This is a genomic window from Pseudoclavibacter sp. CFCC 11306, from assembly GCF_008831235.1.
Taxonomy (GTDB): Bacteria; Actinomycetota; Actinomycetes; order Actinomycetales; family Microbacteriaceae; genus Pseudoclavibacter_A.
On record NZ_WBKF01000001.1, the window covers coordinates 460783 to 484548 of the forward strand.

Genomic DNA, 23766 nt, shown 5'->3' on the forward strand with positions numbered 1-23766 from the left:
CGCTATTTCTGTGTTCTCTGCATCGGGGGATGCTGTTCGTCATCGCCGTCGGTCGACGGCTGAAGGGTTCGGATAGAGACGGTGTCATCGGTCGGCTGCGCTGCGAATCCCGGCTGTACTGCGAACATCGGCTGCACTCCGTGCCACACGGGCACCGGGTGCGGCGCAGGATGGAACGTGTTGTCAATGCGACGACGCCGTGCCGCGATAAGCACCCAGCAGAGAAACGAGCCGCAGAGAATCACTTCTTGGAACAGCACGATCGGCGTGTCAGCAGAGCCCTCAAGCGTGTCGTCACCTGTGATGCCGGTGGCCTGCACCACGAACAGCAGCACGTTGTTGACCACGTGCAGCGCGATCGAGGCCTCGAGCCCGCCAGTGCGAATCGTGAGCCAGACCGTGGTGACGGCGAACACGACGATGCTCAGCTGCCCCCAGAAACCATAGCCGTGGCCTGCCGTGAACAGCAGCACACTGGGAATGGCCGCCAGCCACGGCCGACGCACCCAGCCGCCGACGGTCTGCAGAATAAGCCCTCGGAAGACGATCTCCTCGGTGGCCGCCTGCAGCGGCACGAGCACGATGATCATGCCGAGCAGCACGACGTAGGTCGGCCACCCGACCCATCCTTGGGTGCTCGACAGCTCGCTCGCCTCATGGTCTGAGATGCCGCCCGTCGTGAGCGACGCGATGATCGTGAGCACAGAGACCAGCAGCTGCGTGCCCACGAACGTGACGACGGCAGGCATGACGCACCAGAGCATCCACCGCCAGCGGATGCGCGAGGTGACCGAGAGCATATGCCGCCACGGTCGCAGACCGGTCGACAGGCACGCCAGCAGCACGGCCGGCGCCATCAGAATCACCGAGACGAGCAGCAGCGACAGCGTCATCGGATCGGTGACGCGAGAGGTGTCGAGCCCCTCGAGACCGGCGAGGCCGCTGCGGCTGTTCGCGAACATCGCGATGCCGTAGACGACGAACAGCAGCACCGAGAGCACGAGGTAGTACACCACCGCGAGCAGCAGCGTCAGCAGAGGCCGCCACCAGCGGTAGTTGGGCAGACTCAGCTGCAGACGGTGAAACTGCAGAGGCTCGGGCCGCACCCACTCCCAGTGCCAGCCCAATGGCTGGTGCTGCCAGCCGAGTGGCTGCGGCTGCTCGCGCTGAGAGCGGGGCACGGTCACGCGCCGATCAGCCGCTGCGCCAGGTACCCTTCGATCTGGTCGAGCGACACTCGCTCCTGCGTCATCGAGTCGCGTTCGCGCACGGTCACGGCATGGTCGTCGAGGGTATCGAAGTCGACGGTCACGGCGAAGGGCGTGCCGATCTCGTCTTGACGACGGTAGCGACGGCCGATCGCGCCGGAGTCGTCGAACTGCACGTTCCAGTGCTTGCGCAGGCGCTCGGCCAGCCCCCGTGCCTCGGGCGAGAGCTTCTCGTTGCGCGAGAGCGGCAGCACGGCCACCTTGACGGGCGCGAGACGCGGGTCGAGATGCAGCACGGTGCGCTTGTCGGTGCCGCCTTTGGCGTTCGGCACCTCTTCTTCGTCGTAGCTGTCGACCAGGAACGCCATGAGCGAGCGGGTCAGTCCGAACGACGGTTCGATGACGTACGGGATGTAGCGTTCGCCGGTGGCCTGGTCGAAGTAGCTGAGGTCGTTGCCCGAAGCCTCGGTGTGGTTCTTCAGATCGAAGTCTGTGCGGTTCGCGATGCCCATGAGCTCGCCCCATTCGCCGCCCTCGAAGCCGAACTTGTACTCGACGTCGATCGTCCCGGTCGAGTAGTGTGCGCGGTCGTCTTCTGGCACGTCGAACCGGCGCAGGTTGGCCGGGTCGATGCCGAGGTCGACGAACCAGTTCCAGGCGTCTTCGACCCACGCTTTGAACGCCTCGTCGGCGTCTTCCGGCTTGACGAAGTACTCGATCTCCATCTGTTCGAACTCGCGAGTGCGGAAGATGAAGTTGCCGGGCGTGATCTCGTTTCGGAACGCCTTGCCGATCTGGCCGATGCCGAACGGCGGCTTCTTGCGCGCGGCGGTGACGACGTGGGCGAAGTTCACGAAGATGCCCTGAGCCGTCTCGGGACGCAGATAGTGCAGACCCTGCTCGTTGTCGACGGCGCCGAGGTATGTCTTCATCAGCCCGGAGAACTGCTGCGGCTCGGTCCATGCGCCTGGCTGACCCGTCTCAGGATCGTTCACGTCGGCGAGGCCGTTGACAGGAGGGTGACCGTGCTTCGCGGTGTACGCCTCGATCAAATGGTCGGCACGATAGCGCTTGTGCGTGTGCAGCGACTCGACCAGAGGGTCGGTGAAGGTCTCGACGTGCCCTGACGCCTGCCACACCTTGGTCGGCAGAATGATCGACGAGTCGAGACCGACCATGTCGGAGCGGCCGCGCACGAAGTCGTCCCACCAGTGACGCTTGATGTTCTCTTTGAGCTCGACGCCGAGAGGGCCGTAGTCCCATGCGGAACGCGTGCCTCCGTAGATGTCTCCGGAGGGAAAGACGAACCCGCGACGCTTCGCGAGTGAGATGACCGCATCGAGACGGGATGACTTGGACACACGCACTCCTGATTCATTGGCTGTCGCCGAGATCGAGACATGGCTGGCACGTCACACGACCGCGGTCGAAAGGGCTTGGGCGCACGCAGGCACCCGTTCTCCAGTCTAGACGCCCGGCGCAGAATCCGGGCGAGCCTCGACCGTTCGCTCCCCCGCCGCCTCGGCGGGATGATCGACCGCGCCCCCGAACCGACGATCGCGATGCGCGTACTCGACCACGGCATCCCACAGATTCGCCCGCCGAAAGTCGGGCCAGAGTACGTCCTGAAAGACGAACTCGGCATAGGCCGACTGCCAGAGCAGAAAGTTCGAGGTGCGCTGCTCGCCCGAGGGTCGCAGAAAGAGATCGACGTCGGGCACCGGCCAGGTCGACAGGTGATGCTCGATGGTGCGTTCGGTGATGCCGCGCGGACGCAGCCGACCGGCGGCCACCTCTTCGGCCATCGCGCGCATGGCATCCACCAATTCGGCCCGCCCGCCGTAGTTCACACACATCGTGAGATCCATCACGGTGTTGTCTCGGGTCAGCTCTTCGGCGATCTCGAGGTCTTTGATGACCGAGCGCCAGAGCTTCGGGCGCCGGCCAGCCCAGCGCACGCGCACACCCCAGGCGTGCAGCTGATCGCGCCGCCGGTGCAGCACCTCGCGGTTGAAGCCCATCAGAAAGCGCACCTCGTCGGGCGAGCGCTTCCAGTTCTCGGTCGAGAAGGCATACACAGTGAGATGTCTCACCCCCATCTGGATCGCCCCGGCGACGACGTCGAGCAGCGCCTCTTCGCCGGCCCGGTGCCCCTCGGTGCGGGTGAGACCACGCTGGTTCGCCCACCGCCCGTTGCCGTCCATGACGATCGCGACATGCGCCGGCAGAAACTTCGCGGGAATCTTCGGCGGCTGCCCGCCGGCGTAGTCCAGCGGCAGCATGGCGGGCTTCGAATCAGCTGAGGATGTCATAGCGCTCTGATTCTACGTGCCCTGACCGTCGAGGTGACGCAGGGAACGCACACGACGCTCCAGGTGGTACTGGGTGTACTTCGAGGTGACCTCGTGTGCCCGTGATCGCGCGAGTGCGTCGTCGTCGCTGTCGCCGTCGACCAGTTCCCAAACGCCCGAGAGCAGCCCCGCGAGCACCTCCAGGGTGCGCGGTTCGACGGCGAGTGAGCCGCTCGGAGCGCAGGTGTCGCAGACCATGCCGCCGGCGACGGCCGAGAAGAGTCGGTGGGGCCCCCGTGCGCCGCAGCGTGCGCAGTCGGCGAACGACGGCGCCCACCCAGAGAGCGACAGCGCACGCAGCAGAAAGGCGTCTGCGGTCGAGACGGGATCGTGTTCGCCGCGGGCCAGTGACCGCAGTGCCGAGACGGTCAGTCGGTAGAGCGCCGGATTCGCCGTCTCGGCGCTGAGCCGTTCGGCGGCTTCGAGCATCACGGTGCCTGCAGTGTACTTCGTGTAGTCGCCGGCGACGGCCGCACCGAAGTTCGCCAAGGTCACGGCCTGGGTGACGGTGTCGAGAGTGCGCCCCTCGAAGCACTGCAGGTCGACGACGCTGAAAGGCTCGAGGCGTGCGCCGAACTTCGACGAGGTGCGGCGCACGCCTTTGGCGACCGCTCGCAGCCGCCCGTGGTGGCGTGCCAGCATCGTGATGATGCGGTCGGCCTCGCCCAAGTCATGGGTGTGCAGCACGACCGCCTCATCACGATACAGGGGCACGCGGGGTCAGGCTCCTGCGGATGCGGTGGCCGGCTCGCGCTCGGCGTCTGCCGTCTCAGCTCGGATCGCGCGGTTCACCGCCGAGACCACGGCCTTGAGAGCCGCCGTCGAGCTGTCTGCGTCGATGCCGACGCCCCACAGACGCACCCCGTTGACGCTGGCGTCGACGTAGGCGGCTGCCACGGCGTCACGGCCCGAGCTCAGCGCGTGTTCGACGTAGTCTTCGACCTGTACGTCGACTCCCGCGTCGCGCAGGCTGTTGACGAACGCGTCGATCGGGCCGTTGCCGGTAGAGCCCACCTGCCTGCGCTCGTCGCCGCGGCGGATGTTCGCCTCGATGTGCACCTGACCGGTCATCTCAGAGGTGGTGCTCAGACCGAGCAGCTCGTAGTGGCCCCACTTGTTGCCCTGATCGTCGGCCGGCAGGTACTCGTCCGAGAAGATCGACCAGATCTGCGGGCTGCTCACCTCGCCGCCCTCGGAGTCGGTCTTGTGCTGGATGACCGACGAGAACTCCATCTGCAGGCGCTTCGGCAGATCGAGGTTGTGATCGGCCTTCAGCAGATAGGCGACGCCGCCCTTGCCCGACTGCGAGTTGACGCGGATGATCGCCTCGTAGTCTCGGCCGATGTCTTTCGGATCGATCGGCAGATAGGGCACCGCCCACGGAATCTCGTTGAAGTCTTTGCCGACGTGATCGGCGTCGGCCTGCATGCGTTCCATGCCCTTCTTGATCGCATCCTGATGCGAGCCGCTGAACGCCGTGAACACGAGATCGCCGCCATAGGGCGTGCGCTCGTGCACATCGAGCTGGTTGCAGAACTCGACGATGCGTCGAACGCGCGGGATGTCACTGAAGTCGAGCTCGGGATCGACCCCCTGCGTGAACAGGTTCAGCGCCAGGGTGACCAGGTCGACGTTGCCGGTGCGCTCGCCGTTGCCGAACAGGCAGCCTTCGATGCGATCGGCGCCGGCGAGAAAGCCCAGCTCGGCTGCAGCGACACCGGTGCCGCGGTCGTTGTGCGGGTGCAGCGAGATGAGCACCGAGTCACGGCGGTCGATATGGCGTCCCATCCACTCGATCGAGTCGGCGTAGACGTTCGGCGAGGTCATCTCGACGGTTGAGGGCAGGTTCAGGATCATCGGGTGCTCAGGAGTGGGGTCGATGATCTCGATGACGCGGTTGCTGATCTCGGCGGCGAAGTCGAGCTCGGTGCCGGTGTACGACTCTGGCGAGTACTCGTACGTGATCTCGGTGTCGGGGATGTCCCCTTCGAGTCGCTTGCACAGCTGCGCTGCTGAGACGGCGATGTCGATGATTCCGGCGCGGTCTTTGTGAAAGACGACATCGCGCTGCAGCACGGAGGTCGAATTGTAGAAGTGGACGACGGCGCGCTTGGCGCCCTGCAGCGCCTCGTAGGTGCGGTGCACCAAGTGCTCACGTGCCTGCGTCAGCACCTGGATGGTCACATCGTCGGGAATCGCTCCGTCTTCGATCAGAGACCGCACGAAGTCGAAGTCGGTCTGGCTGGCGGAGGGGAAGCCGACCTCGATCTCTTTGAACCCGAGCTCGACCAGCAGATCGAAGAGCACGCGCTTGCGGTGGGGATCCATAGGATCGATCAGAGCCTGGTTGCCGTCGCGCAGGTCGACTGCGCACCAGCGCGGGGCCTTCGTGAAGTGATGATCGGGCCAAGTGCGATCAGGCAGTTCGACGGAGAACTGCTGGTGATAGGGAACGTACTTGTCGGTGTGCATGCCGCTGGGCTGCTGGCGGTTTTCCATTGTGCTTCTCTTCCTCGAGACTTGCGTGTCAAGACCACGACGAAACTCCGCGGCGAGGAAGGTCTTAGAATCTAAGACTCGCCGCGGCGGCTAAGAAGAAGCTGCACCGAACGCATGCGCAACAGCATAGCAGAACCCCTAAGGGCTCAGAATCCGAGACGATCGAGGAGCTTCGGCGAGGTCTGCCACTCTTTGGCGACCTTCACCCGCAGATCGAGATGCACCCGGCCGCCGATCAGCTGCTCGATCTGCTTGCGCGCCGCGGTGCCGAACGCTTTCAGCCGCTGCCCGCCTCTGCCGATGATGATGCCCTTCTGCGAGTCACGTTCGACGAAGACGCTGGCGTAGATCTTGGTGACTCCGCCCTCGGCCTCTGGCGCCTCGACGTCATCGATGACCACCGCCAGCGAATGCGGCAGCTCGTCGCGCACGTCTTCGAGCATCGCCTCGCGAATGAGCTCTGCGGCGCGCACCTCGATTGAGTCCTCGGTGTGGGTTTCGGCGTCATAGAGCTGCTGCGAGGCGGGCAGCAGACGGATCAGCTCGTCACGCACGACATCCACTTGGTCGTCGGTCACTGCCGAGACCGGAATCAGCGTCGCCCACTCGGCCAGCGCATCGATCTCGACCAGCCGGGCGGCCACGTCATCGGGCCGCACCCGGTCGGTCTTGGTCAGCAGCGCGACTCGTTTGGCACGAGGATGTCGCCCGACCTGCTCGATGATCCGCCGGTCGCCCGGGCCGATCGCCTCGTCGGCCGGCAGACACACGCACACCACGTCGACGCCGTCGAGCTCGGCCTCGACGATGTCGTTCAGCCGCTGCCCCAGCAGCGTGCGCGGGCGGTGCAGACCAGGTGTGTCGACGACGACGATCTGTCCGGCATCGGCAGTGAGGATGCCGCGGATCGCCCGTCGTGTCGTCTGCGGCTTGGCGCTGGTGATGGCGACCTTCTCGCCGACGAGCGCGTTCATCAGGGTGCTCTTGCCCGCGTTGGGGCGGCCGACGAAGGCCACGAAGCCGGCATGGAAGTCAGGATGACGGTCTGCTGCTGATGCGGTCGGCGCACTGACCTCGGAGTCAGGCTGAGCGGGTGATTCGGCGGAATCGGTCATGATCGGTCTCTCTCGGTGTCGGAGGCGCCGCGCTGACTCTGGGCGCGCTCGAGTGTGGTCTCGGTCGTCTGCGGACGATTCGTGCTGGCCGTGGCGCCTGCTGCGGGCTCGGCGATGACGGTGAGCAGGCGGTGGCTTCGCGGGTCGATTCTGGCGGCTGTCAGCGACAGGTCACCCACCACGACGCGCTCGTTGAGGGCTGGAAGGTGCCCCAGCGCCTTGATGAGCAGACCGCCGACCGTATCGACCTCGTCGTCTTCAAGCTCTTCGTCGAAGAGGTCGCCGAGCTCGTCCAAGGCCAGTCGCGCGCTGAGACGGTAGCGGTGCGGCGCCAGACGGATGACTTCGGAGGCGTTGCGGTCGTGCTCGTCGCTGATCTCGCCGACCAGCTCTTCGATGACGTCTTCCAGCGTGACCAGCCCCGCCACCGAGCCGTACTCGTCGATGACGATCCACATGTGCCGACGTGTGCGCTGCATCAGAGCCAGCAGATCGTCGATCGGCTTCGACTCGGGCACGAGGTTCGGCCGACGTGCCAGGAACTCGACGGTGCGCTGACCCTCGCGTGCGGCATCCTGCTCGAAGAGCGCGCGCGCAACGTCGCGCAGGTAGACGACCCCGACGACGTCTTCGGTCTCTTCGTCCTGCAGAGGAAGCCTCGAATAGCCGCTCTCGAGAAAGACGTCCATCGCGTCGTCGAGCGTGGTCGTCGTATCCAGCGTGCGCATGTCGATGCGTGGAATCATGATCGACCGGGTGAGCGTGTCTCCGAACTCCACCACTTGATGGATCAGCTCGCGCTCCCCCTGTTCGAGCACGTCGCGCTCGACGGCCTTGTCGACCAGATGCATGAGCTGCGTGTCGTCGTCCTGATCGGCCTCGGCGACGCGATTCGTTCGGCGGCCGTATGACGAGAGCGACACCGCGATCGGCCCGATGACGATACGCGAGATCGAGATCAGACGAGCCGTGCGAACCAGCACCTTCTCTGGCCGGTTGATGCCGAAGGTGCGCGGCGACGCGCCCACCAGCACGAACGACGCCAGCGTCATGGCGACGATCGCGACAATGAGCGCCAGCACCATGTTCGGCAGGGCGTTGACCAGGGCGATCGTCACGACCACCGCAGCGCCCATCTCGCTGAGCACACGCTCGAAGGCCGCCGTGTTGGCATGTTCGCGCGGCTGGGCGGCGATGGCCAGCAGACGATTGCGCTGCTTCGGGTGGTCTTCGGCGATCTCGCGGATCTCAGCGACCGGCAGTGTCACGATCGCGGCCTCGACGGCGGCGAACACTCCCCCGGCGCCGATCAGCACCACGGCGATCAGGATCAGCGACAGAGTCATCGTCCCGCGATGCGCTCGTTGTGCAGAAAGGTGATCAGAATCTCGTTCTGCAGAGCGAACATCTCTTTCTCTTCGTCGGGCTCGGCGTGGTCGAAGCCGAGCAGATGCAGCAGGCCGTGCGTGACCAGCAGCAGCATCTCCTGCTCAGCGGGATGTCCGGCGCGCACCGCCTGCTCGGCCGCGACGTCGGGGCACACCACGATGTCGCCGAGCACCCCGGGGTCTGTGGGGCGATCGGAGGTTCCCGGCCGCAGCTCGTCCATCGGAAAGCTCAGCACGTCGGTCGGTCCGGGCTCGTGCATCCAGCGGATGTGCAGCTGTTCCATCGCCGGCACCTCGACGAAGATCAGCGAGAGCTCCGCATCACGGTGCACGTGCAGCTCGTCGAGCGCATAGGTGATGAGTCGCTGAAAGCGGCCCTCGTCGATCGTGACGCCCGATTCGTTGAGAATCTCGACGCTCATTGCTGTGCTCCTTCTGACGCTCGCGGCGTGGTTCGTCGCCCGTCGTTCTCGCCGGGCGCGGTTGGCTGTGTGGTGTGGCGATGCGGATGCTCCCTCGCATCGGCTGGCTCGCCCGCGCTGGGTGCCCCGCGGCTTTCGGCGGCCGCCGCACGATCGTCATAGGCCTCGATGATCGCGCTGACCAGGCCGTGACGCACGACGTCGTCGCTGCTCAGATGCACCATCTCGATGTCGGCGACGTCGCCGAGCACACGCTCTGCGTCGATCAGACCGCTGCGTCGCACCGGAAGGTCGACCTGGCTGGAGTCACCGGTCACCACCATTCGCGAGCCGAAGCCGAGCCGTGTGAGGAACATCTTCATCTGCTCGGGCGTGGTGTTCTGGGCCTCGTCGAGAATGATGAACGAACTGTTGAGTGTGCGGCCGCGCATGTAGGCCAGCGGTGCGACCTCGATGACGCCGAGCTCGAGCAGCTTCTGCACCGACTCGGGGCTCATCATCTCGCCCAGAGCGTCGTAGAGCGGGCGCAGATATGGGTCGATCTTCTCTTGCAGCCCGCCGGGCAGAAACCCCAGTCGCTCGCCGGCTTCGACCGCCGGCCGGGTCAGCACGATCCGGCTCACCTCATTGCGCTGCAGTGCCTGCACGGCCTTGGCCATCGCCAAGTAGGTCTTGCCTGTGCCGGCGGGGCCCAGGCCGAAGACGATGACGTTCTCATCGATCGCCTCGACGTAGCGCTGCTGGCCGGCTGTCTTGGGGCGAACGCTTCGCGTGCCTTCGCCGACGATGACAGAGCCCAGCGCAGTCGACGCCTGCTGTCTCAGCACGGCGTCGACGACGGCTCCGGTGATCTGCCGATGATGCGCCTCGGCGTCCAGACCTTCGATGAGTCGTGCGGCGGCATCGCGCTGTTCGCCCGATCCGCTGATCTCGATGCCGTCGCGGTCGACCTGAAACCGCAGGCCGGGCCACTGCTCTTCCATGCGACGCAGGTGCAGGTCGCCGGCGCCGAGTACGCGCACCGCCGAGGTGCTCAGCGGCACTCGTACGGTGCCGCGGGTGGATTCTGATGCAGCGTCAGGCAAGTTTTCCCTCGTCGAGTGTCGGGCCGGCGAGCACGTGGGCGTGCACATGGAACACCGACTGCCCTGCGGCAGCGCCGGTGTTGAACACGAGTCGGAACTCGCCGTCGGCGTACTGGCGGGCGAGATCGCCGGCCATCTTCACCACTTTGGCGAGCAGCTCGGGTTCTTCGGCAAGCTCGACGACATCGCGGAAGTCGGCGCTCTTGGGAATCACCAACAGGTGCAGCTCGGCCTGTGGGTTGATGTCGCGGATCGCGATCAGGTCGTCCGTCTCGGCGACGATGTCGGCGGGAATCTCTCGATCGATGATCTTGCTGAAGATGCTGGGTGTCTCGGCGCTCATGCTGCTCATCTTAGTCGCCCGCCGGTCACCACCGGCCGAGCCGGGCGCTCAGCACCGAGATCGCCGCAAGACCGGCGCTCGACGTGCGCAGCACGCTCTCGCCCAGACGCACTGGGATCACCCCGGCATTCATCAGCCGGTCGCGTTCGGCGGGGTCCGTTCCGCCTTCGGGGCCGATGATCACCATGACCTCGCCGTGCGCTGCTTCGACGGCCCGATCCAGCGACACCGCGGTCAGTCGTTCCTTCGCCTCTGGGTCGAGCAGCAGGGCAAGCCGACCTCCTGCGACATCAGCTTGTGCACCGTCCAACGCCGCCGCAAGCTGCGGCGTCGTCACCGGTTCGCCGACCTCTGGCACGCGCGCACGCAGCGACTGCTTCGCTGCCTCTCGCACAACTGACGCCCAACGCTCCTGCCCCGTCGTCAGTTTGCGCCCCTGCCACACCGACACACTGCGCTTCGCCTGCCATGGCACCACCGCATCCACACCGGCCTCGGTCGCACTCTGAATCGCGAGCTCGTCACGACCGCCCTTCGCGAGAGCCTGAACCAGGGTCAGCGAGGGCGTCGGCAGCTCATGGGCGATTCGCTGTTCGACGCGCAGTGCGAGCATTGACTTGGTGGTGGCGGCGACGGCTCCGACGAGTTCGAGCCCGGTGCCGTCGGCGACGCTCAGGGTCTCATCTCGCTTCAGCCGACGCACTGAGGTCGCGTGGTGCGCCTCGGCTCCGGCGAAGGCTACGAGGTCACCGGGCTGCGCCTGCCATGCGGATGCGGTGGCCGCATCGTGAAACGCCTGACCGGGCAGCTGGGCGAGTGTGCGGCTGACGGTCTGCTCGTCACTGTCGGAGGCGAGCTCCAGACGCAGCAGCTGCTCGGGCAGGAACAGCGGCATCAGCCGCGACCCATGAACCGCTTGCGGAAGCGCTGGAAGCCCGACTTCGCTGCGCTGGTCAGGTGCGGTGCCTCGTCGTTGCGCAGCTTCGCCAGCTGTTCGACCAGACGCCGCTGATCGCCGCTCAGTTTGGTGGGAGTCGACACCCGCAGCGAGATTCGCAGCGCGCCACGCGAGTTGCGGTGCAGGTGCGTGACGCCGTGGTCGGCGATCGTGATCACGTCGGCGCTCTGTGCGCCGGGCTTGACCTCGATGTCGAGAGGGCCGTCGAAGCTCTCGATCTTCGCGCTGGCGCCGAGAATCGCATCCGTCATCGAGACCTCGAGTGAGGCCAGCAGGTCGTCGCCGTCGCGGGTGAAGGTCTCGTCGTTCTCGACGTGCACCTCGAAGTAGAGGTCGCCGCGGGGTCCGCCGCCGGGGCCGACCTCACCGCGACCGGCGAGGTGCAGACGTACGCCGTTGTCGATGCCTGCCGGAATCGGCACCGTGATGGTCTCTCGTGAGCGCAGGCGGCCCTGGCCGGCGCAGTCGGGGCACGGCTGCGGAATGATCGTTCCGTAGCCCTTGCACATCGGGCAGACGGCCTCTGTGAGCACGTTGCCGAGCAGAGACCGCACCTGCTGCTGAACGTAGCCCTCGCCGTGGCAGTAGTCGCAGGTCACCGGCGACGAGCCGGGCGCTGCGCCCGAGCCGGTGCAGGTCTCACAGACCTTCGCCGAGTCGACCTCGACGTCTTCTGAGGCGCCGAACACGACGTCACGAAGCGAGACGTTGATGCGCACCAAGGCGTCATCCCCGCGCTGCTGGCGTGGCTTGGGGCCGCGGTGTCCGCGACCGCCTCCCCCGCCGCCGAAGAACGCGTCGAAGATGTCGCCGAAGCCGAACTGCCCGTCACCCGTGTCGCCGCGGTCGTACTGCGCGCGCTTGGTCTCGTCCGAGAGAATCTCATAGGCCAGCGTCACCTGTTTGAACTGTTCTGCAGCCTGCGGGTCGGGATTCACATCGGGGTGCAGCTTGCGTGCCAGGCGGCGGTAGGCCTTCTTGATCTCATCCTGGTTCGCCTCACGAGACACGCCCAGTGTTTCGTAGTGATCGGTCATTCTGTTCGTCTCCAATTGTGATGGTCGTCGTTCGCCTCAGGGGCGGGATTCGTGCGGTTCGCGGTCATCGCAGCATCTTCGACAGATAGCTGGCGACAGCCTGGACGGCCGCCATGTTCGCGCGGTAGTCCATGCGCGTCGGGCCCAGCACAGCCAGCCTGCCGTACTCGCCGCGCTGTTCGGAGCCATACCCGCTCGAGATCACGGCAGCCTCTTCGAGCCCTTCGTGCTCGTTCTCGCGACCGATGCGCACGGCGATGTCACGCCCCTCGGCGCCCATCTCTCCGAGCAGCCGCAGCAGAGCCACCTGTTCTTCGATGGCCTCGAGCACCGGCACCAGGGTGTGATCGAAGTCGGCCTCAGTGCGCATCAGGTTGCCGGTGCCGGCAACCACCAGACGCTCTGACCGAGAGCCCTCGACCCCCAGTTCGAGCGCGCCCAACAGCAGTTCGGCGAGCGGACGATCATCGGGTGCCGCATACTCGCGCACCTGCTCGGCGCGGTCGCCGAACTGCTCGAGGTCGACGCCGCGCATCTGGTCGTTGATCAGCGCGCGCAGGCGCACGACCGATGGCCGCACCGACTGCGCCGACGCACCGGCCGGCAGCGTCACGTGATGCTGTGCGACCGTGCCACGACTGGTGATCAGCACCACGAGCAGACGGCCGCCCTCGACGTCGACGATGTCGACTTTGCGCACACGCGTGCTCGAGAACGTCGGGTATCGCACGACGGCCAGCTGGTTGGTGAGCTGAGCGAGCAGACGCACCGTCTTCTCGATCATCACATCGAGATCGGCTTCGCCGGGAGTCAGAAACCGCTCGATCGCTCTGCGTTGTGGCGCTGTGATGCCGCGCAGCCGTGTCAGGTTGTCGACGAAGACCCGATAGCCTTTCTCAGTCGGCACGCGGCCGGCCGAGGTATGAGGCGCTGAGATGAGCTCCTCGTCTTCCAGAGCCGACATGTCATTGCGAATGGTGGCCGCAGACACGTGAAACTGGTGTCGAGAGACCAGACCCGCCGAGCCGACCGGCTCTCGGGTGGCCACATAGTCGTTCACGATCGCCTGAAGCACCGCGAGACCTCGTTCGGTCGCCATGGCAATCACCTCCGGGTTGACTCCGCTGCTGGCACTCTCATGTCTCGAGTGCTAATCATAGCGCGCCTGTCGCTTCACGGCGCGAGCCAGACCTATGCGATCAGATCTGCCACCACGCGGTCGGCGAGCAGGCGACCACGCAGCGTGAGCGCTGCTCGCCCACCTGCCAGCGCATCCGCATCGAGCAGGCCGTCGCCGGCCAGCAGGGGCAGCTCGTCGCGACGCTCAGCGGCGATCTCGGCCACGCCGATGCCCTCGCGCAGCCGACTGCCCAGCATGATGCGCTCTTCGTAGCGAGCGGTGGCGTCCAGAGTCTCGCGGCCCGCCTCCGGGCTCTCGCCGGCGCGCACTCGGGCGGCATAGGGCGCGGGATGCTTCACGTTCCACCAGCGTTGGTCGCCGACGTGGCTGTGCGCACCGGGGCCGATGCCCCACCAGTCGTCATTGTGCCAGTAGCGCAGGTTGTGTCGACAGCGTCGGTCGACGTCGTCATCGACGACGCGCGCCCAGTTGCTGAGCTCGTACCACTCGAACCCCTCGCGACGCATGCGGGCATCGAGCCACTCGTACTTGTCTGCGGTGAGGTCGTCGTCGGGTTCGGCTACCTCGCCGTGCCTGATCTGGCGGGCGAGCTTCGTGCCCGGCTCGACGATCAGCGCGTAGGCCGAGAGATGATCGGGATGCTGGGCCAGAGCCTCGTCGACGCTGGTCTGCCAGTCGGCCATCGACTCCCCCGGGGTGCCGTAGATCAGGTCGAGCGACACCTGCAGCCCTGCTGCTCGCGCCCACTGCACCACCAGTGGAATGCGTTCGGGGCGATGCACCCGGTCGAGAGTGCGCAGCACGTGCGGCACGGCTGACTGCATGCCGAACGACACGCGGGTGAACCCGGCCGCGGCGAGTTCTTGCAGGGCGGCGGCGTCGACCGTCTCGGGGTTCGCCTCGGTGGTGATCTCGCAGTGGGGCGCCAGGCCCCACTCATCGCGGATGCGGTGCAGGATCATGGTGAGATCGGAGACCGGCAGCATGGTCGGGGTGCCGCCGCCGAAGAAGACCGTGTCGACCTGGTCGGGAGCATGATCGCCGTCGCGCAGCACACCGGCGGCGTAGCCGACCTCGTCGGCCGCCACCTGCGCATACTCGCTCTGGCCGAAGCCGCGCAGCTGGGTGCCGGTGTAGGTGTTGAAGTCGCAGTATCCGCAGCGCACCCGGCAGAACGGAATGTGCACGTAGACGCTGAACGTCACTTGCGCTTCTCGCCCTTTTGGCCGCCGCCGTCGCTCGAGATCGCGGCGATGAAGGCCTCTTGCGGAACCTCGACGCGACCGATCGACTTCATGCGCTTCTTGCCCTCTTTCTGCTTCTCGAGCAGTTTGCGCTTGCGCGAGATGTCACCGCCGTAGCACTTGGCCAGCACGTCTTTGCGCAGGGCACGAATGTTCTCACGAGCGATGATGCGGGCGCCGATGGCCGCCTGGATCGGCACCTCGAACTGCTGGCGAGGAATCAGCTCGCGCAGCCGCTGTGTCATCTTCACACCATAGGCGTAGGCCGCATCGCGATGTACGATCGCGCTGAACGCATCGACTTTCTCTCCCTGCAGCAGGATGTCGACCTTCACCAGGTCGGCGCTCTGGGTGCCGGTCTGCTCATAGTCAAGCGAGGCGTAGCCCTGTGTGCGGCTCTTCAGCTGGTCGAAGAAGTCGAAGACGATCTCGCCGAGCGGCAGCGTGTAGTGCAGTTCGACGCGCTGCTCGCTGAGATAGTCCATGCCCTGCATGGTGCCGCGACGGGACTGACAGAGCTCCATGATTGCGCCGACATAGTCTTTCGGCGCCAGGATCGTGGCGCGCACGATCGGTTCCTGCACATCGACGATTTTGCCGTCTGGAAACTCGGAGGGATTGGTGACGTGCACCTGGGTGCCGTCTTCGGCGGTGACGTCGTAGATCACGCTGGGTGCGGTGGCGATCAGATCGAGGTTGAACTCGCGGCGCAGACGCTCCGAGATGATCTCGAGATGAAGCAGGCCCAGAAACCCGCAGCGGAAGCCGAAGCCGAGTGCCACCGAGGTCTCTGGCTCGTAGATCAGCGCGGCGTCTTCGAGTTTGAGCTTGTCAAGCGCCTCGCGCAGATCTGGGTAGTCGCTGCCGTCAAGCGGATAGAGCCCCGAGAACACCATCGGCTTGGCTTCGTCATAGCCGGGCAGCGCTTCGGTCGCGGGCCGGGCATGTGTGGTGATCGTGTCGCCGACCTTCGACTGTCGAACGTCTTTCACCCCGGTGATCAGATAGCCGACCTCGCCCGCGGCCAAACCGTCGCTCGGTCTCGGCTCTGGCGAGCTGACGCCGATCTCGAGAATCTCATGCGTCGCCTTGGTGCTGAGCATCTGCACGCGTTCACGAGGCTTCAGCCGGCCGTCGACGACCCTGACATAGGTGACCACGCCACGATATGCGTCGTACACAGAGTCGAAGATCATCGCACGAGCGGGCGCGTCGGGGTCGCCTTGCGGTGCTGGAATGCGGCGCACGACTTCGTCGAGCAGCGCTTCGACTCCTTCGCCGGTCTTGCCCGAGACCCGCAGCACGTCGGCGGGGTCGCCGCCGATCAGCCCGGCGAGTTCGGCGGCGAAGCGCTCCGGGTCGGCGCTGGGCAGGTCGATCTTGTTCAGCACCGGGATGATCGTCAGATCGTTCTCAAGAGCCAGATAGAGATTGGCCAGAGTCTGGGCCTCGATGCCCTGCGCCGCGTCGACCAGCAGAATCGCGCCTTCGCAGGCCGCCAGAGAACGCGACACCTCGTAGGTGAAGTCGACGTGACCGGGCGTGTCAATCATGTTCAGGGCGTACCCCTGATCGCCGACACCCCACGGCATGCGCACGGCCTGGCTCTTGATCGTGATGCCGCGCTCGCGCTCGATGTCCATGCGATCGAGATACTGCGCCCGCATGTCACGGTCAGAGACGATGCCGGTGATCTGTAGCATTCGATCGGCCAGGGTCGACTTGCCGTGGTCGATGTGCGCGATGATGCAGAAGTTGCGGATGCGCTTCGAGTCGGTGGCTGCGGGCACGATCTGACGTGCCTGCTGGTCGGTGACTCTGGGCATGCGCTCCTCTTTCTCTGCGGCCTGCTATGCAGAAGGCCCGCTCAGGGGCGGGCCTTCACGAACTCCTGGGTCTCAGACTCAGAGAGAGTTGACCTGCTTGGTCAGCTTCGACTTGCGGTTCGCAGCGGTGTTCTTGTGCAGAACGCCCTTCGTGACCGCCTTGTCGAGCTTCTTCGAGACGATGAGCAGTTCGGCCTGAGCCTTCTCTTTGTCGCCTGCTGCGACGGCCTCACGGGTCTTACGCGAGAGGGTGCGCAGTTCGCTCTTCAGCGCGCGATTGCGCTCAGTGCGCTTGGCGTTGGTGAGGATGCGCTTCTTCTGGGACTTAATGTTCGCCACTGTCGTCTTTCTGTCAGTCTTCTGGTAAGCCCGGTCGGGTTCGACACGGACACATCACACCGAGGGTGTGCAGGCCAAGCATCTACACTACCAAACGCCGGGGCAGGCGCTCAACTGCCGATGCGTCGTGTCGCAAGTCTGCGCACGAGCCGCTCCAGAGCATAGCCGCCGTCGACGGACTGCCCCTTGATCTGGGCGTCTGTGTCGGCCACCGCTCGCACGGCACGACCCAGCTCCACGGGATTCCACCGTGCCGCATCCTGCTGAGCACGCCGAATCTGCCAGGGTGCGCCCCCGACCCTCGAGGCCAGCTGCTGCGGAGAGGCGTGCACCTCGCAGACGGCGGCCATCAGGCGCACCTTCGTCGCGATCGCCGCGACGATCGGCACCGCGTTCATGCCCTGCTGCCCGGCGTGTCGAACCAAGACCAGGGCCTTCGCGGTCTGCCCCGCCAGTGCGGCGTCTGCGATGGCGAACCCCGTCGTCTCGACCCGCCCGCCGAAGTAGCGGTCGATGTCAGCCCGAGTGATGTTCTCGGTCACGTCTGCGACGAGCTGTCTGCAGGCGGCCGCCAGCTCTGTGGTGTCTGCGCTGAACGCGTCGACGAGCGCCCGAGCCGCATCGGGGTCGATGCGCCGACCCGCCAACTGCAGCTCTTCTCGCACGAAGGTCTGCTTGTCATCGTCGCGTTTGAGCTCTGCGCACTCCACCTCGAGCGCAGAGGCCACATCGCGGATCGCCGTCAGCAGCTTCTTGCCGCGGACCCCTTTGCGATGTCTCAGCACCACGGTCACATCGGGATCGGCCTGACCGATGTAGTCGATCGCATCGCTCAGAAAGGCATCGGTCATCTGCTCAAGGTGATCGACCCAGATGAAACGCGGCTGAGCGAACAGCGAAGGCGACGCGACGCTCAGCAGTGAGCCGGAGGCGTACTCTCGTGCGTCAAGATCAGAGAACTCGACCTCCTGCTGCTGATCGCTCGCCTGCTGCTGCGCTGCGGCACGCAGCAGCTGTCGGGCGCGATCGGCCAAGAGGTCTTCTGGGCCGCTCAGCAGAACGATCGGTGCGAGACGCACCTGGCTCCATCGTGCACGCTGGATCTTGCCCTTCGCCGCCACGCGACTCCTCGTCTTCCCTCTGATTCTGTCTGTGTGCCGGGTCGACGTCGTGTCGGCTCAGCAGCCGTGCTCACACCATACCGCGAGCCGCTGACCTCCTCTGGCCGATTCGTGCGCACGGGGTGCCTCACGCGTGCCTTCCGAGACCTCGGGAGGCTCGGCGCTCACTGCCACGCGGCCGTGCTGATCGGTGCGGCGAACAGCAGTGCCGCTGCGCTGCAGCGTGGCCAGGAGCTTGGGCGTCGGATGCCCATAGGAGTTGCCCCGACCGCAGGAGATCAGGCCAAGGGTGGGCCGCAGCTCGAGGTAGAGGCCCGGCCAGTGATCGGCGGAACCGTGATGGGCGACTTTCACCACGTCGATTCTTCGCACACCGAGCGCAGACAGCTCGCGAGCGACTGATCGCTGCCCGTCTGCGTCGAGGTCGGCGAGCGTCAGCAGGCGCAGATCTGGCAGATCGATCAGCATCGCGAGACTGCTGGCGTTCGGGTCATGCACGGGTCGGCCCCCTGCCGCACCTGGCGCCGCCTTCTTGGGGTGCAGGGCACGCCACGCGATGCCGGCCCCAGCCGGTGTCTGCTGTGTCGAGCTGCGTGCATCGTCGAGACCGGAGACCGCCTGTATGCTCCCGGCGTCGCCGAGGCCGGCACGCACGACCCGACGAGCCTGCAGCCGCCCGGCCGCACGATCCAGCTTCGCGTCGACGACGTCGGGGATCAGAACAGTGTCGACCTGAGCCACTTTCGCGACCGCTTCGGTGGCTCCGGCATGGTCGACGTCCGAGTGTGTCAGCACGACGACGTCGGTTGCGGTGACCTGCGCCCCGCGCAGGCAGTCGGTGATCCTCTGCGCAGACTCGCCTGTGTCGATCAGCACGGTTGCGCCGGAGCCCTGCACGAGCAGGCCGTCGCCCTGCCCCACATCGCACTGCAGTATCGGCGTGCCCACCGGCAGCCGACTGGCCGACAGCACGTGGCCGATGCCGGTGACCGCCACAGCCGCAGTCGCCACCAACAGCGCGCCGCCAAAGCTGACCAGCCGCACGCGCCGCCGCCAGTTCAGGCGCGGCCGATGCCGTCGCGATCGGCGCCGTCGTGGTCGGTGCGCTTCGTCGTCTCGTCGTTCTACTGAGGAGCGAATGCTCAATCGGCGTGAGCCGGTCGATGAAGACGCAGTTGACGTCGGCCCATGCCCGGATCCGATCAGGGTGCCGACGGTCAAGAGCGCGAGCAGCAGCCCGCTCGCCATTCCGCCTGCTGGCCAGGACGGCCATGGAATCGCGCCGAACGGGTGCGAGCTGAAGTGCGCCGCGACCTGACCGATCCACCACCCGCCGGGAGCCGCAAGCATCGCGAAGACGACGGCGAGCCACGGTGCCCACGCTGCTGTGAGGCAGCTGAGCACGCCGAGCACCGTCACCGCAGGCACTGCGGGCAGAGCCAGCAGATTCGCAGCCAGCTGGTGACCGGACGCGGGCTGCCCGTCGATCAGCAGGAGCAGCGGCTGACACGCCATCAGTGCGGCCGTACTGGGCGCCAGCAGATTCGCGATCGCCTCGGGCATCCATCGACACAGCCAGCGGGCGACCGGTCCGCTGAACAGCATCAGGCCAGCTGTCGCCGTCACCGACAGCCCGAACGCGACGCTGCCGGCAAGCTGCGGCTCCCAGAGCAGCAGGATCACAACGGCGACGCAGATGCCGACCACGCCGCGGCCGCCGCTCCACGGGCGCAGCAGCGTGACCAGTGTGAGCATGGCCGCCGCTCGCAGCACGGTGACCTCCCCGCCCACCAGCAGCACGAACCCCCAGATGCCGGCCAGCTCGCCCACGCCGCGCCAGAGTCTCGGTGTGTGCATGAGCCCGAGCAGCCCCTGCACCATGCCGACGAGCACCGCCACATTCGACCCGCTGACCGCAGTGATGTGGGCGAGGCCGGTGGCGAGCATGTTCGCGTCCGTCGTGTCGGGCAGCCCGTCGACCACGCCGACTGAGACGCCTCCGATCAGGCCGGTGACCTCGGGGCTCAGCGGCAGCAGCCCGCCAAGGTCTGCGAGAATGCGGCCGAACGCAGCCCGCATCTGCTCTGCCCAGTCTGGATCGAAGAGTTCGAGACTGCGCCGCAGCTCGCTGCGCGCGGCTGGCTCCCCGGCTCCCTGGCTCAACGCGAGCATCCACCCGCCGAGCACTGCCAGCAGCGCCGTCCCAGCGCGCCATCTGGGGCGTTCACCCCGCACCTCGCTCAGCTGCCGCCATTCGATCAGCTGCGGTGAGGCCAGCAGCGAACGCCTCCTGCCCCTCATACGGTCACCCGTGAGCGCAGCTTCTCCAGCGTCTTCTCACCGATGCCCGACACTCGGGTCAGGTCGTCAACCGACCTGAACGGGCCTTCGGCTGCCCGCGAGTCGATGATCTTCTGCGCGGTGCTGGGCCCAACGCCAGGCAGCGTCTGCAGCTGATCGGCCGTCGCGGAGTTCAGATTGATCTGGCTGCCAGCACCGCCGGCGGTCGCACCGGATGCTGCGCCGGCCGATCCGGATGCGGACCCGCTCGGTGCCGATGCGGCAGGAGCCTCTTCGCCGCGACGCGGGATGACGAGCTGCTCGCCGTCGACCAGCACACGGGCGAGATTCAGCGTCTCGACGTCGGCATCGTCGGCGAACCCGCCGGCCTTCTCGATGGCATCGGCGATGCGCAGCCCTGGATCGAGCCGATGCAGACCCGGGGCACGCACTGCGCCGGTGACATGCACGTGCACGCCGTCGTCACCGCCCGGCGTGCGATTCGCTTCGCCTGGCGCACCCGAGGCAGCGTTGAGGTCTCCCCCGTCAGACGCTGTGTCCTGACCGGCTTCGACGACCGAATGCCTCGAGCCCTGACAGGCCGAGAGCAGCACGCAGACGACCAAGGCGAGCACGGCGAGCAGAATCAGGGCTCGAGCGTGCAGAAAACGGGTCGACGTCGTGGGATGCTCTGGAGCTGGCATGCCTCGACTGTGGTCGATCGCCCATCTGCCCGCACCGCCTTGGGCACCGCTGTGCACAGGTTGGACGACCGACACCGCCTGTGCACACAGGCGTGCCCCGGTGGGCAGCGGGTGAGATCACTCCGCCGCCCGACCGGGGCACGTCGCCGTCAGACGGCGGGGACTCAGCCGACCACGATGTTGACCAGCTTCGGCGCGCGCACGATCACACGGCGGATGCTGCGGTCGCCCACCAGCTCCTGCACGTGCTCGTTCGCCAGCGCGAGCTCCTGCAGCTCGCTCTCAGCGATCTCGGGCGAGACCTGAAGACGGGCGCGCACCTTGCCGTTGACCTGCACGACCGCCGTGACCTCCTGGCGAACCAGCAGAGACGGATCGGCCACAGGCCAGACCGACAAAGCCACGGCATCCTCATGCCCGAGCATCTGCCACATCTCGGCGGCCAGATAGGGCGCGAACAGGTCGAGCACACGTGCGAGCACCTCAGCGGCCTCGCGCACAGCGGGATCGGCGGCTCCACGCCCCTGCGGTCGATCGATCGTCTTGCGGGCGAGGTTCACCAGCTCCATCAGACGCGCCACGACCACGTTGTACTTCGTCGCCTCGATCAGGTCGGGCGCATCTGCCAGCAGATGGTGCGTGGCCTGCCGCAGAGTCAGGTCGCCGTCGCTGAGAGCCGCGGCGTCTGCGGCGGATGCGCTGCTCACGTCACGAGCGACGCGCCAGGCACGAGCGAGGAACTTCGCCGAGCCCTGCACTGAGACGTCTGCCCAGTCGATGTCGTCTTCGACCGGCCCGGCGAAGGCGAGCGTCACACGGAGCGCGTCGGCGCCGTGGTCACGCAGCTCGGAGGCGAACTCGACGAGGTTGCCCTTCGACTTCGACATCTTCGAGCCGTCGAGCAGCACCATGCCCTGGTTGATCAGCGAGGTGAAGGGCTCGTCGAAGTCGACCCAGCCCATGTCGTGCAGCACCTTGGTGATGAACCGTGAGTAGAGCAGATGCAGGATCGCATGCTCGACGCCGCCCACATAGATGTCGATCGGCGCCCACTGGCGGGCCTGTTCGGGGTCGAAAGGCTGCGTCGCATCGTTCGCGCTGAGAAAGCGCAGGTAGTACCACGAGCTGTCGACGAAGGTGTCCATCGTGTCCGGGTCGCGCAGCGCAGGCTCGTCGGTGCCGGGCAGCGTCGTGTGCACCCAGTCGGTGGCGGCGCCCAGTGGCGACGTGCCCTTGGGCTTGAGGTCGAGACCCTCGGTGTCGGGCAGCTCGATGGGCAGCTGAGACTCGGGCACGGGCACCAGCGAACCGTCTTCGGCGTGCAGCACGGGAATCGGCGTGCCCCAGTAGCGCTGGCGAGAGATCAGCCAGTCGCGCAGCCGGTAGGTCTTCGTGCCGTGACCGGTGCCGTCGGCTTCGAGCTTCTCGATGACCTGTGCGATCGCCTCGTCCTTGTGCAGGCCGTCGAGCGGGCCCGAGTTGGTCAGCACTCCGTCGCCGGTGACGGCCACACCGCTCTCGGCGGGGTCATCATCGTCGCTGCTCACCACCACCCGCACCGGCAGATCGTACGCGCGAGCGAAGTCGAGGTCACGCTGATCATGCGCGGGCACGGCCATCACGGCGCCATGACCGTAGTCGGCCAACACGTAGTCGGCAGCCCAGACGGGCAGACGTTCGCCGTTGACCGGGTTCACCGCATAGCGTTCCAGGAACACGCCGGTCTTCGGCCTGTCAGATGCCTGCCGTTCGATCTCCGTGGCGTGCTGGGTGCGCTCGAGGTAGTCCTGAAAACGCATTCGTGCTTCGGGGCTGGCGGCCGAGACGAGCTCCGCTGCGAGATCGCTCTCCGGCGCGACCACCATGAAGGTGGCCCCATAGAGCGTGTCTGGCCGTGTGCTGAACACGGTGACCGGCTGTTCGCGGCCCTCGATGCGGAAGTCGATGTCTGCACCGTACGAGCGTCCGATCCAGTTGCGCTGCATCTGCAGCACCTTGGCCGGCCAGTGACCCTCGAGTCGATCAAGGTCGTCGAGAAGCCGATCGGCGTAGTCAGTGATCTTCAGATACCACTGCGTGAGCTTCTTCTTCTCGACCATGGTGCCGCTGCGTTCGCTGGTGCCGTCGGCGAGCACCTGCTCGTTGGCCAGCACGGTCTGGTCGACCGGGTCCCAGTTGACCCAGGAGTCTTTGCGATACGCCAGCCCGCGCTCGTACATCTGCAGAAAGAGCCACTGGTTCCAGCGGTAGTACTCCGGGTCGGAGGTGTGCAGCTCACGCGACCAGTCGAAGCTCGGCGCGTAGGTCTCGAAGCTGCGCTTCTGCTGCGCAATGTTGTCGTAGGTCCAGGTGCGCGGATTGATGCCGCGTTTGATCGCAGCGTCTTCGGCGGGCAGGCCGAACGAGTCCCAGCCGATCGGATGCAGCACGCTGTAGCCGCGGTGACGCCAGTAGCGCGCCGCGATGTCGCCGTAGCAGAACGCCTCGGCATGGCCCATGTGCAGATCGCCCGACGGGTAGGGGAACATGTCGAGCACGTACTTGCGCGGTCGATCGGGGTGCTCGGTCACCGCCCGTTCGGCGTCGAACAGCCGCTGCTCGGCCCAGATGGGCTGCCACTTCTGCTGCAGTCTGCGAAAGTCGTACTCTGGCTGTTCTGCCGTCTCGTCGCTCAACTCTTCTTCACCTGTTCTCATGGATCGCGC

20 protein-coding genes are annotated in these 23766 nt (G+C 66.3%); all 20 read right to left on the reverse strand.

Going from position 1 to position 23766, the window contains the following annotated elements; all coding sequences use genetic code 11:
- Window positions 1-2: 2 nt before the first annotated feature.
- Complete coding sequence (locus F8O09_RS02065; RefSeq protein ID WP_158053767.1) at window positions 3-1187, reverse strand: CPBP family intramembrane glutamic endopeptidase; 1185 nt, start codon at window positions 1185-1187, stop codon at window positions 3-5.
- Window positions 1184-2569: a glycine--tRNA ligase gene (locus F8O09_RS02070; protein WP_158053768.1), complete on the reverse strand. Its 1386-nt coding sequence runs from the start codon at window positions 2567-2569 to the stop codon at window positions 1184-1186. The genes F8O09_RS02065 and F8O09_RS02070 overlap by 4 nt, the downstream gene beginning before the upstream one ends.
- Before the next feature lie 105 nt (window positions 2570-2674).
- The gene (locus F8O09_RS02075; protein WP_158053769.1) at window positions 2675-3520 is read right to left on the reverse strand and encodes an isoprenyl transferase; all 846 of its coding nucleotides are present in this window, start codon (window positions 3518-3520) and stop codon (window positions 2675-2677) included.
- Between the two features lie 12 nt (window positions 3521-3532).
- Window positions 3533-4273: a DNA repair protein RecO gene (recO, locus tag F8O09_RS02080; protein ID WP_158053770.1), complete on the reverse strand. Its 741-nt coding sequence runs from the start codon at window positions 4271-4273 to the stop codon at window positions 3533-3535.
- 6 nt (window positions 4274-4279) lie between these two features.
- On the reverse strand, window positions 4280-6058 hold the full coding sequence (leuA, locus tag F8O09_RS02085) for a 2-isopropylmalate synthase (protein ID WP_158053771.1): 1779 nt from the start codon (window positions 6056-6058) through the stop codon (window positions 4280-4282).
- 146 nt (window positions 6059-6204) lie between these two features.
- Complete coding sequence (era, locus tag F8O09_RS02090; protein ID WP_158053772.1) at window positions 6205-7173, reverse strand: GTPase Era; 969 nt, start codon at window positions 7171-7173, stop codon at window positions 6205-6207.
- A complete protein-coding gene (locus F8O09_RS02095) occupies window positions 7170-8519 on the reverse strand; it encodes a hemolysin family protein (RefSeq protein WP_158031233.1) in 1350 nt (449 codons plus the stop codon). Before F8O09_RS02095 ends, era begins: the two co-directional genes overlap by 4 nt.
- Window positions 8516-8983 carry an rRNA maturation RNase YbeY gene (gene ybeY, locus F8O09_RS02100; RefSeq protein ID WP_158037736.1) on the reverse strand — a complete coding sequence of 156 codons (468 nt, stop codon included), beginning with the start codon at window positions 8981-8983 and terminating at the stop codon, window positions 8516-8518. Before ybeY ends, F8O09_RS02095 begins: the two co-directional genes overlap by 4 nt.
- Entirely contained in the window at window positions 8980-10116 is a 1137-nt protein-coding gene (locus tag F8O09_RS02105; RefSeq protein WP_158053773.1) for a PhoH family protein, read from the reverse strand. Before F8O09_RS02105 ends, ybeY begins: the two co-directional genes overlap by 4 nt.
- Window positions 10061-10411 (reverse strand): HIT domain-containing protein, encoded by a 351-nt coding sequence (locus F8O09_RS02110; RefSeq protein WP_158037734.1) that lies wholly within the window; start codon window positions 10409-10411, stop codon window positions 10061-10063. Before F8O09_RS02110 ends, F8O09_RS02105 begins: the two co-directional genes overlap by 56 nt.
- 25 nt (window positions 10412-10436) lie before the next feature.
- The gene (locus tag F8O09_RS02115; RefSeq protein WP_158053774.1) at window positions 10437-11306 is read right to left on the reverse strand and encodes a 16S rRNA (uracil(1498)-N(3))-methyltransferase; all 870 of its coding nucleotides are present in this window, start codon (window positions 11304-11306) and stop codon (window positions 10437-10439) included.
- Complete coding sequence (gene dnaJ / locus F8O09_RS02120) at window positions 11306-12406, reverse strand: molecular chaperone DnaJ (protein ID WP_158031228.1); 1101 nt, start codon at window positions 12404-12406, stop codon at window positions 11306-11308. Before dnaJ ends, F8O09_RS02115 begins: the two co-directional genes overlap by 1 nt.
- A 64-nt stretch (window positions 12407-12470) precedes the next feature.
- Window positions 12471-13505: a heat-inducible transcriptional repressor HrcA gene (gene hrcA / locus F8O09_RS02125; protein ID WP_158053775.1), complete on the reverse strand. Its 1035-nt coding sequence runs from the start codon at window positions 13503-13505 to the stop codon at window positions 12471-12473.
- A 92-nt stretch (window positions 13506-13597) separates the two neighbouring features.
- The gene (gene hemW, locus F8O09_RS02130; protein WP_158053776.1) at window positions 13598-14752 is read right to left on the reverse strand and encodes a radical SAM family heme chaperone HemW; all 1155 of its coding nucleotides are present in this window, start codon (window positions 14750-14752) and stop codon (window positions 13598-13600) included.
- Window positions 14749-16617 (reverse strand): translation elongation factor 4, encoded by a 1869-nt coding sequence (lepA, locus tag F8O09_RS02135; RefSeq protein ID WP_158053777.1) that lies wholly within the window; start codon window positions 16615-16617, stop codon window positions 14749-14751. Before lepA ends, hemW begins: the two co-directional genes overlap by 4 nt.
- 78 nt (window positions 16618-16695) lie before the next feature.
- Window positions 16696-16956: a 30S ribosomal protein S20 gene (gene rpsT / locus F8O09_RS02140; RefSeq protein ID WP_158031224.1), complete on the reverse strand. Its 261-nt coding sequence runs from the start codon at window positions 16954-16956 to the stop codon at window positions 16696-16698.
- Between the two features lie 110 nt (window positions 16957-17066).
- Entirely contained in the window at window positions 17067-18077 is a 1011-nt protein-coding gene (gene holA, locus F8O09_RS02145) for a DNA polymerase III subunit delta (protein WP_225732811.1), read from the reverse strand.
- Between the two features lie 57 nt (window positions 18078-18134).
- Window positions 18135-20378: a ComEC/Rec2 family competence protein gene (locus tag F8O09_RS02150; protein WP_158053779.1), complete on the reverse strand. Its 2244-nt coding sequence runs from the start codon at window positions 20376-20378 to the stop codon at window positions 18135-18137.
- Window positions 20375-21061, reverse strand: coding sequence for a helix-hairpin-helix domain-containing protein (locus tag F8O09_RS02155; protein WP_158031221.1), 687 nt, complete (start codon window positions 21059-21061; stop codon window positions 20375-20377). The genes F8O09_RS02150 and F8O09_RS02155 overlap by 4 nt, the downstream gene beginning before the upstream one ends.
- Window positions 21062-21225: 164 nt before the next feature.
- Complete coding sequence (gene leuS / locus F8O09_RS02160; RefSeq protein ID WP_158053780.1) at window positions 21226-23757, reverse strand: leucine--tRNA ligase; 2532 nt, start codon at window positions 23755-23757, stop codon at window positions 21226-21228.
- Window positions 23758-23766: the final 9 nt, after the last annotated feature.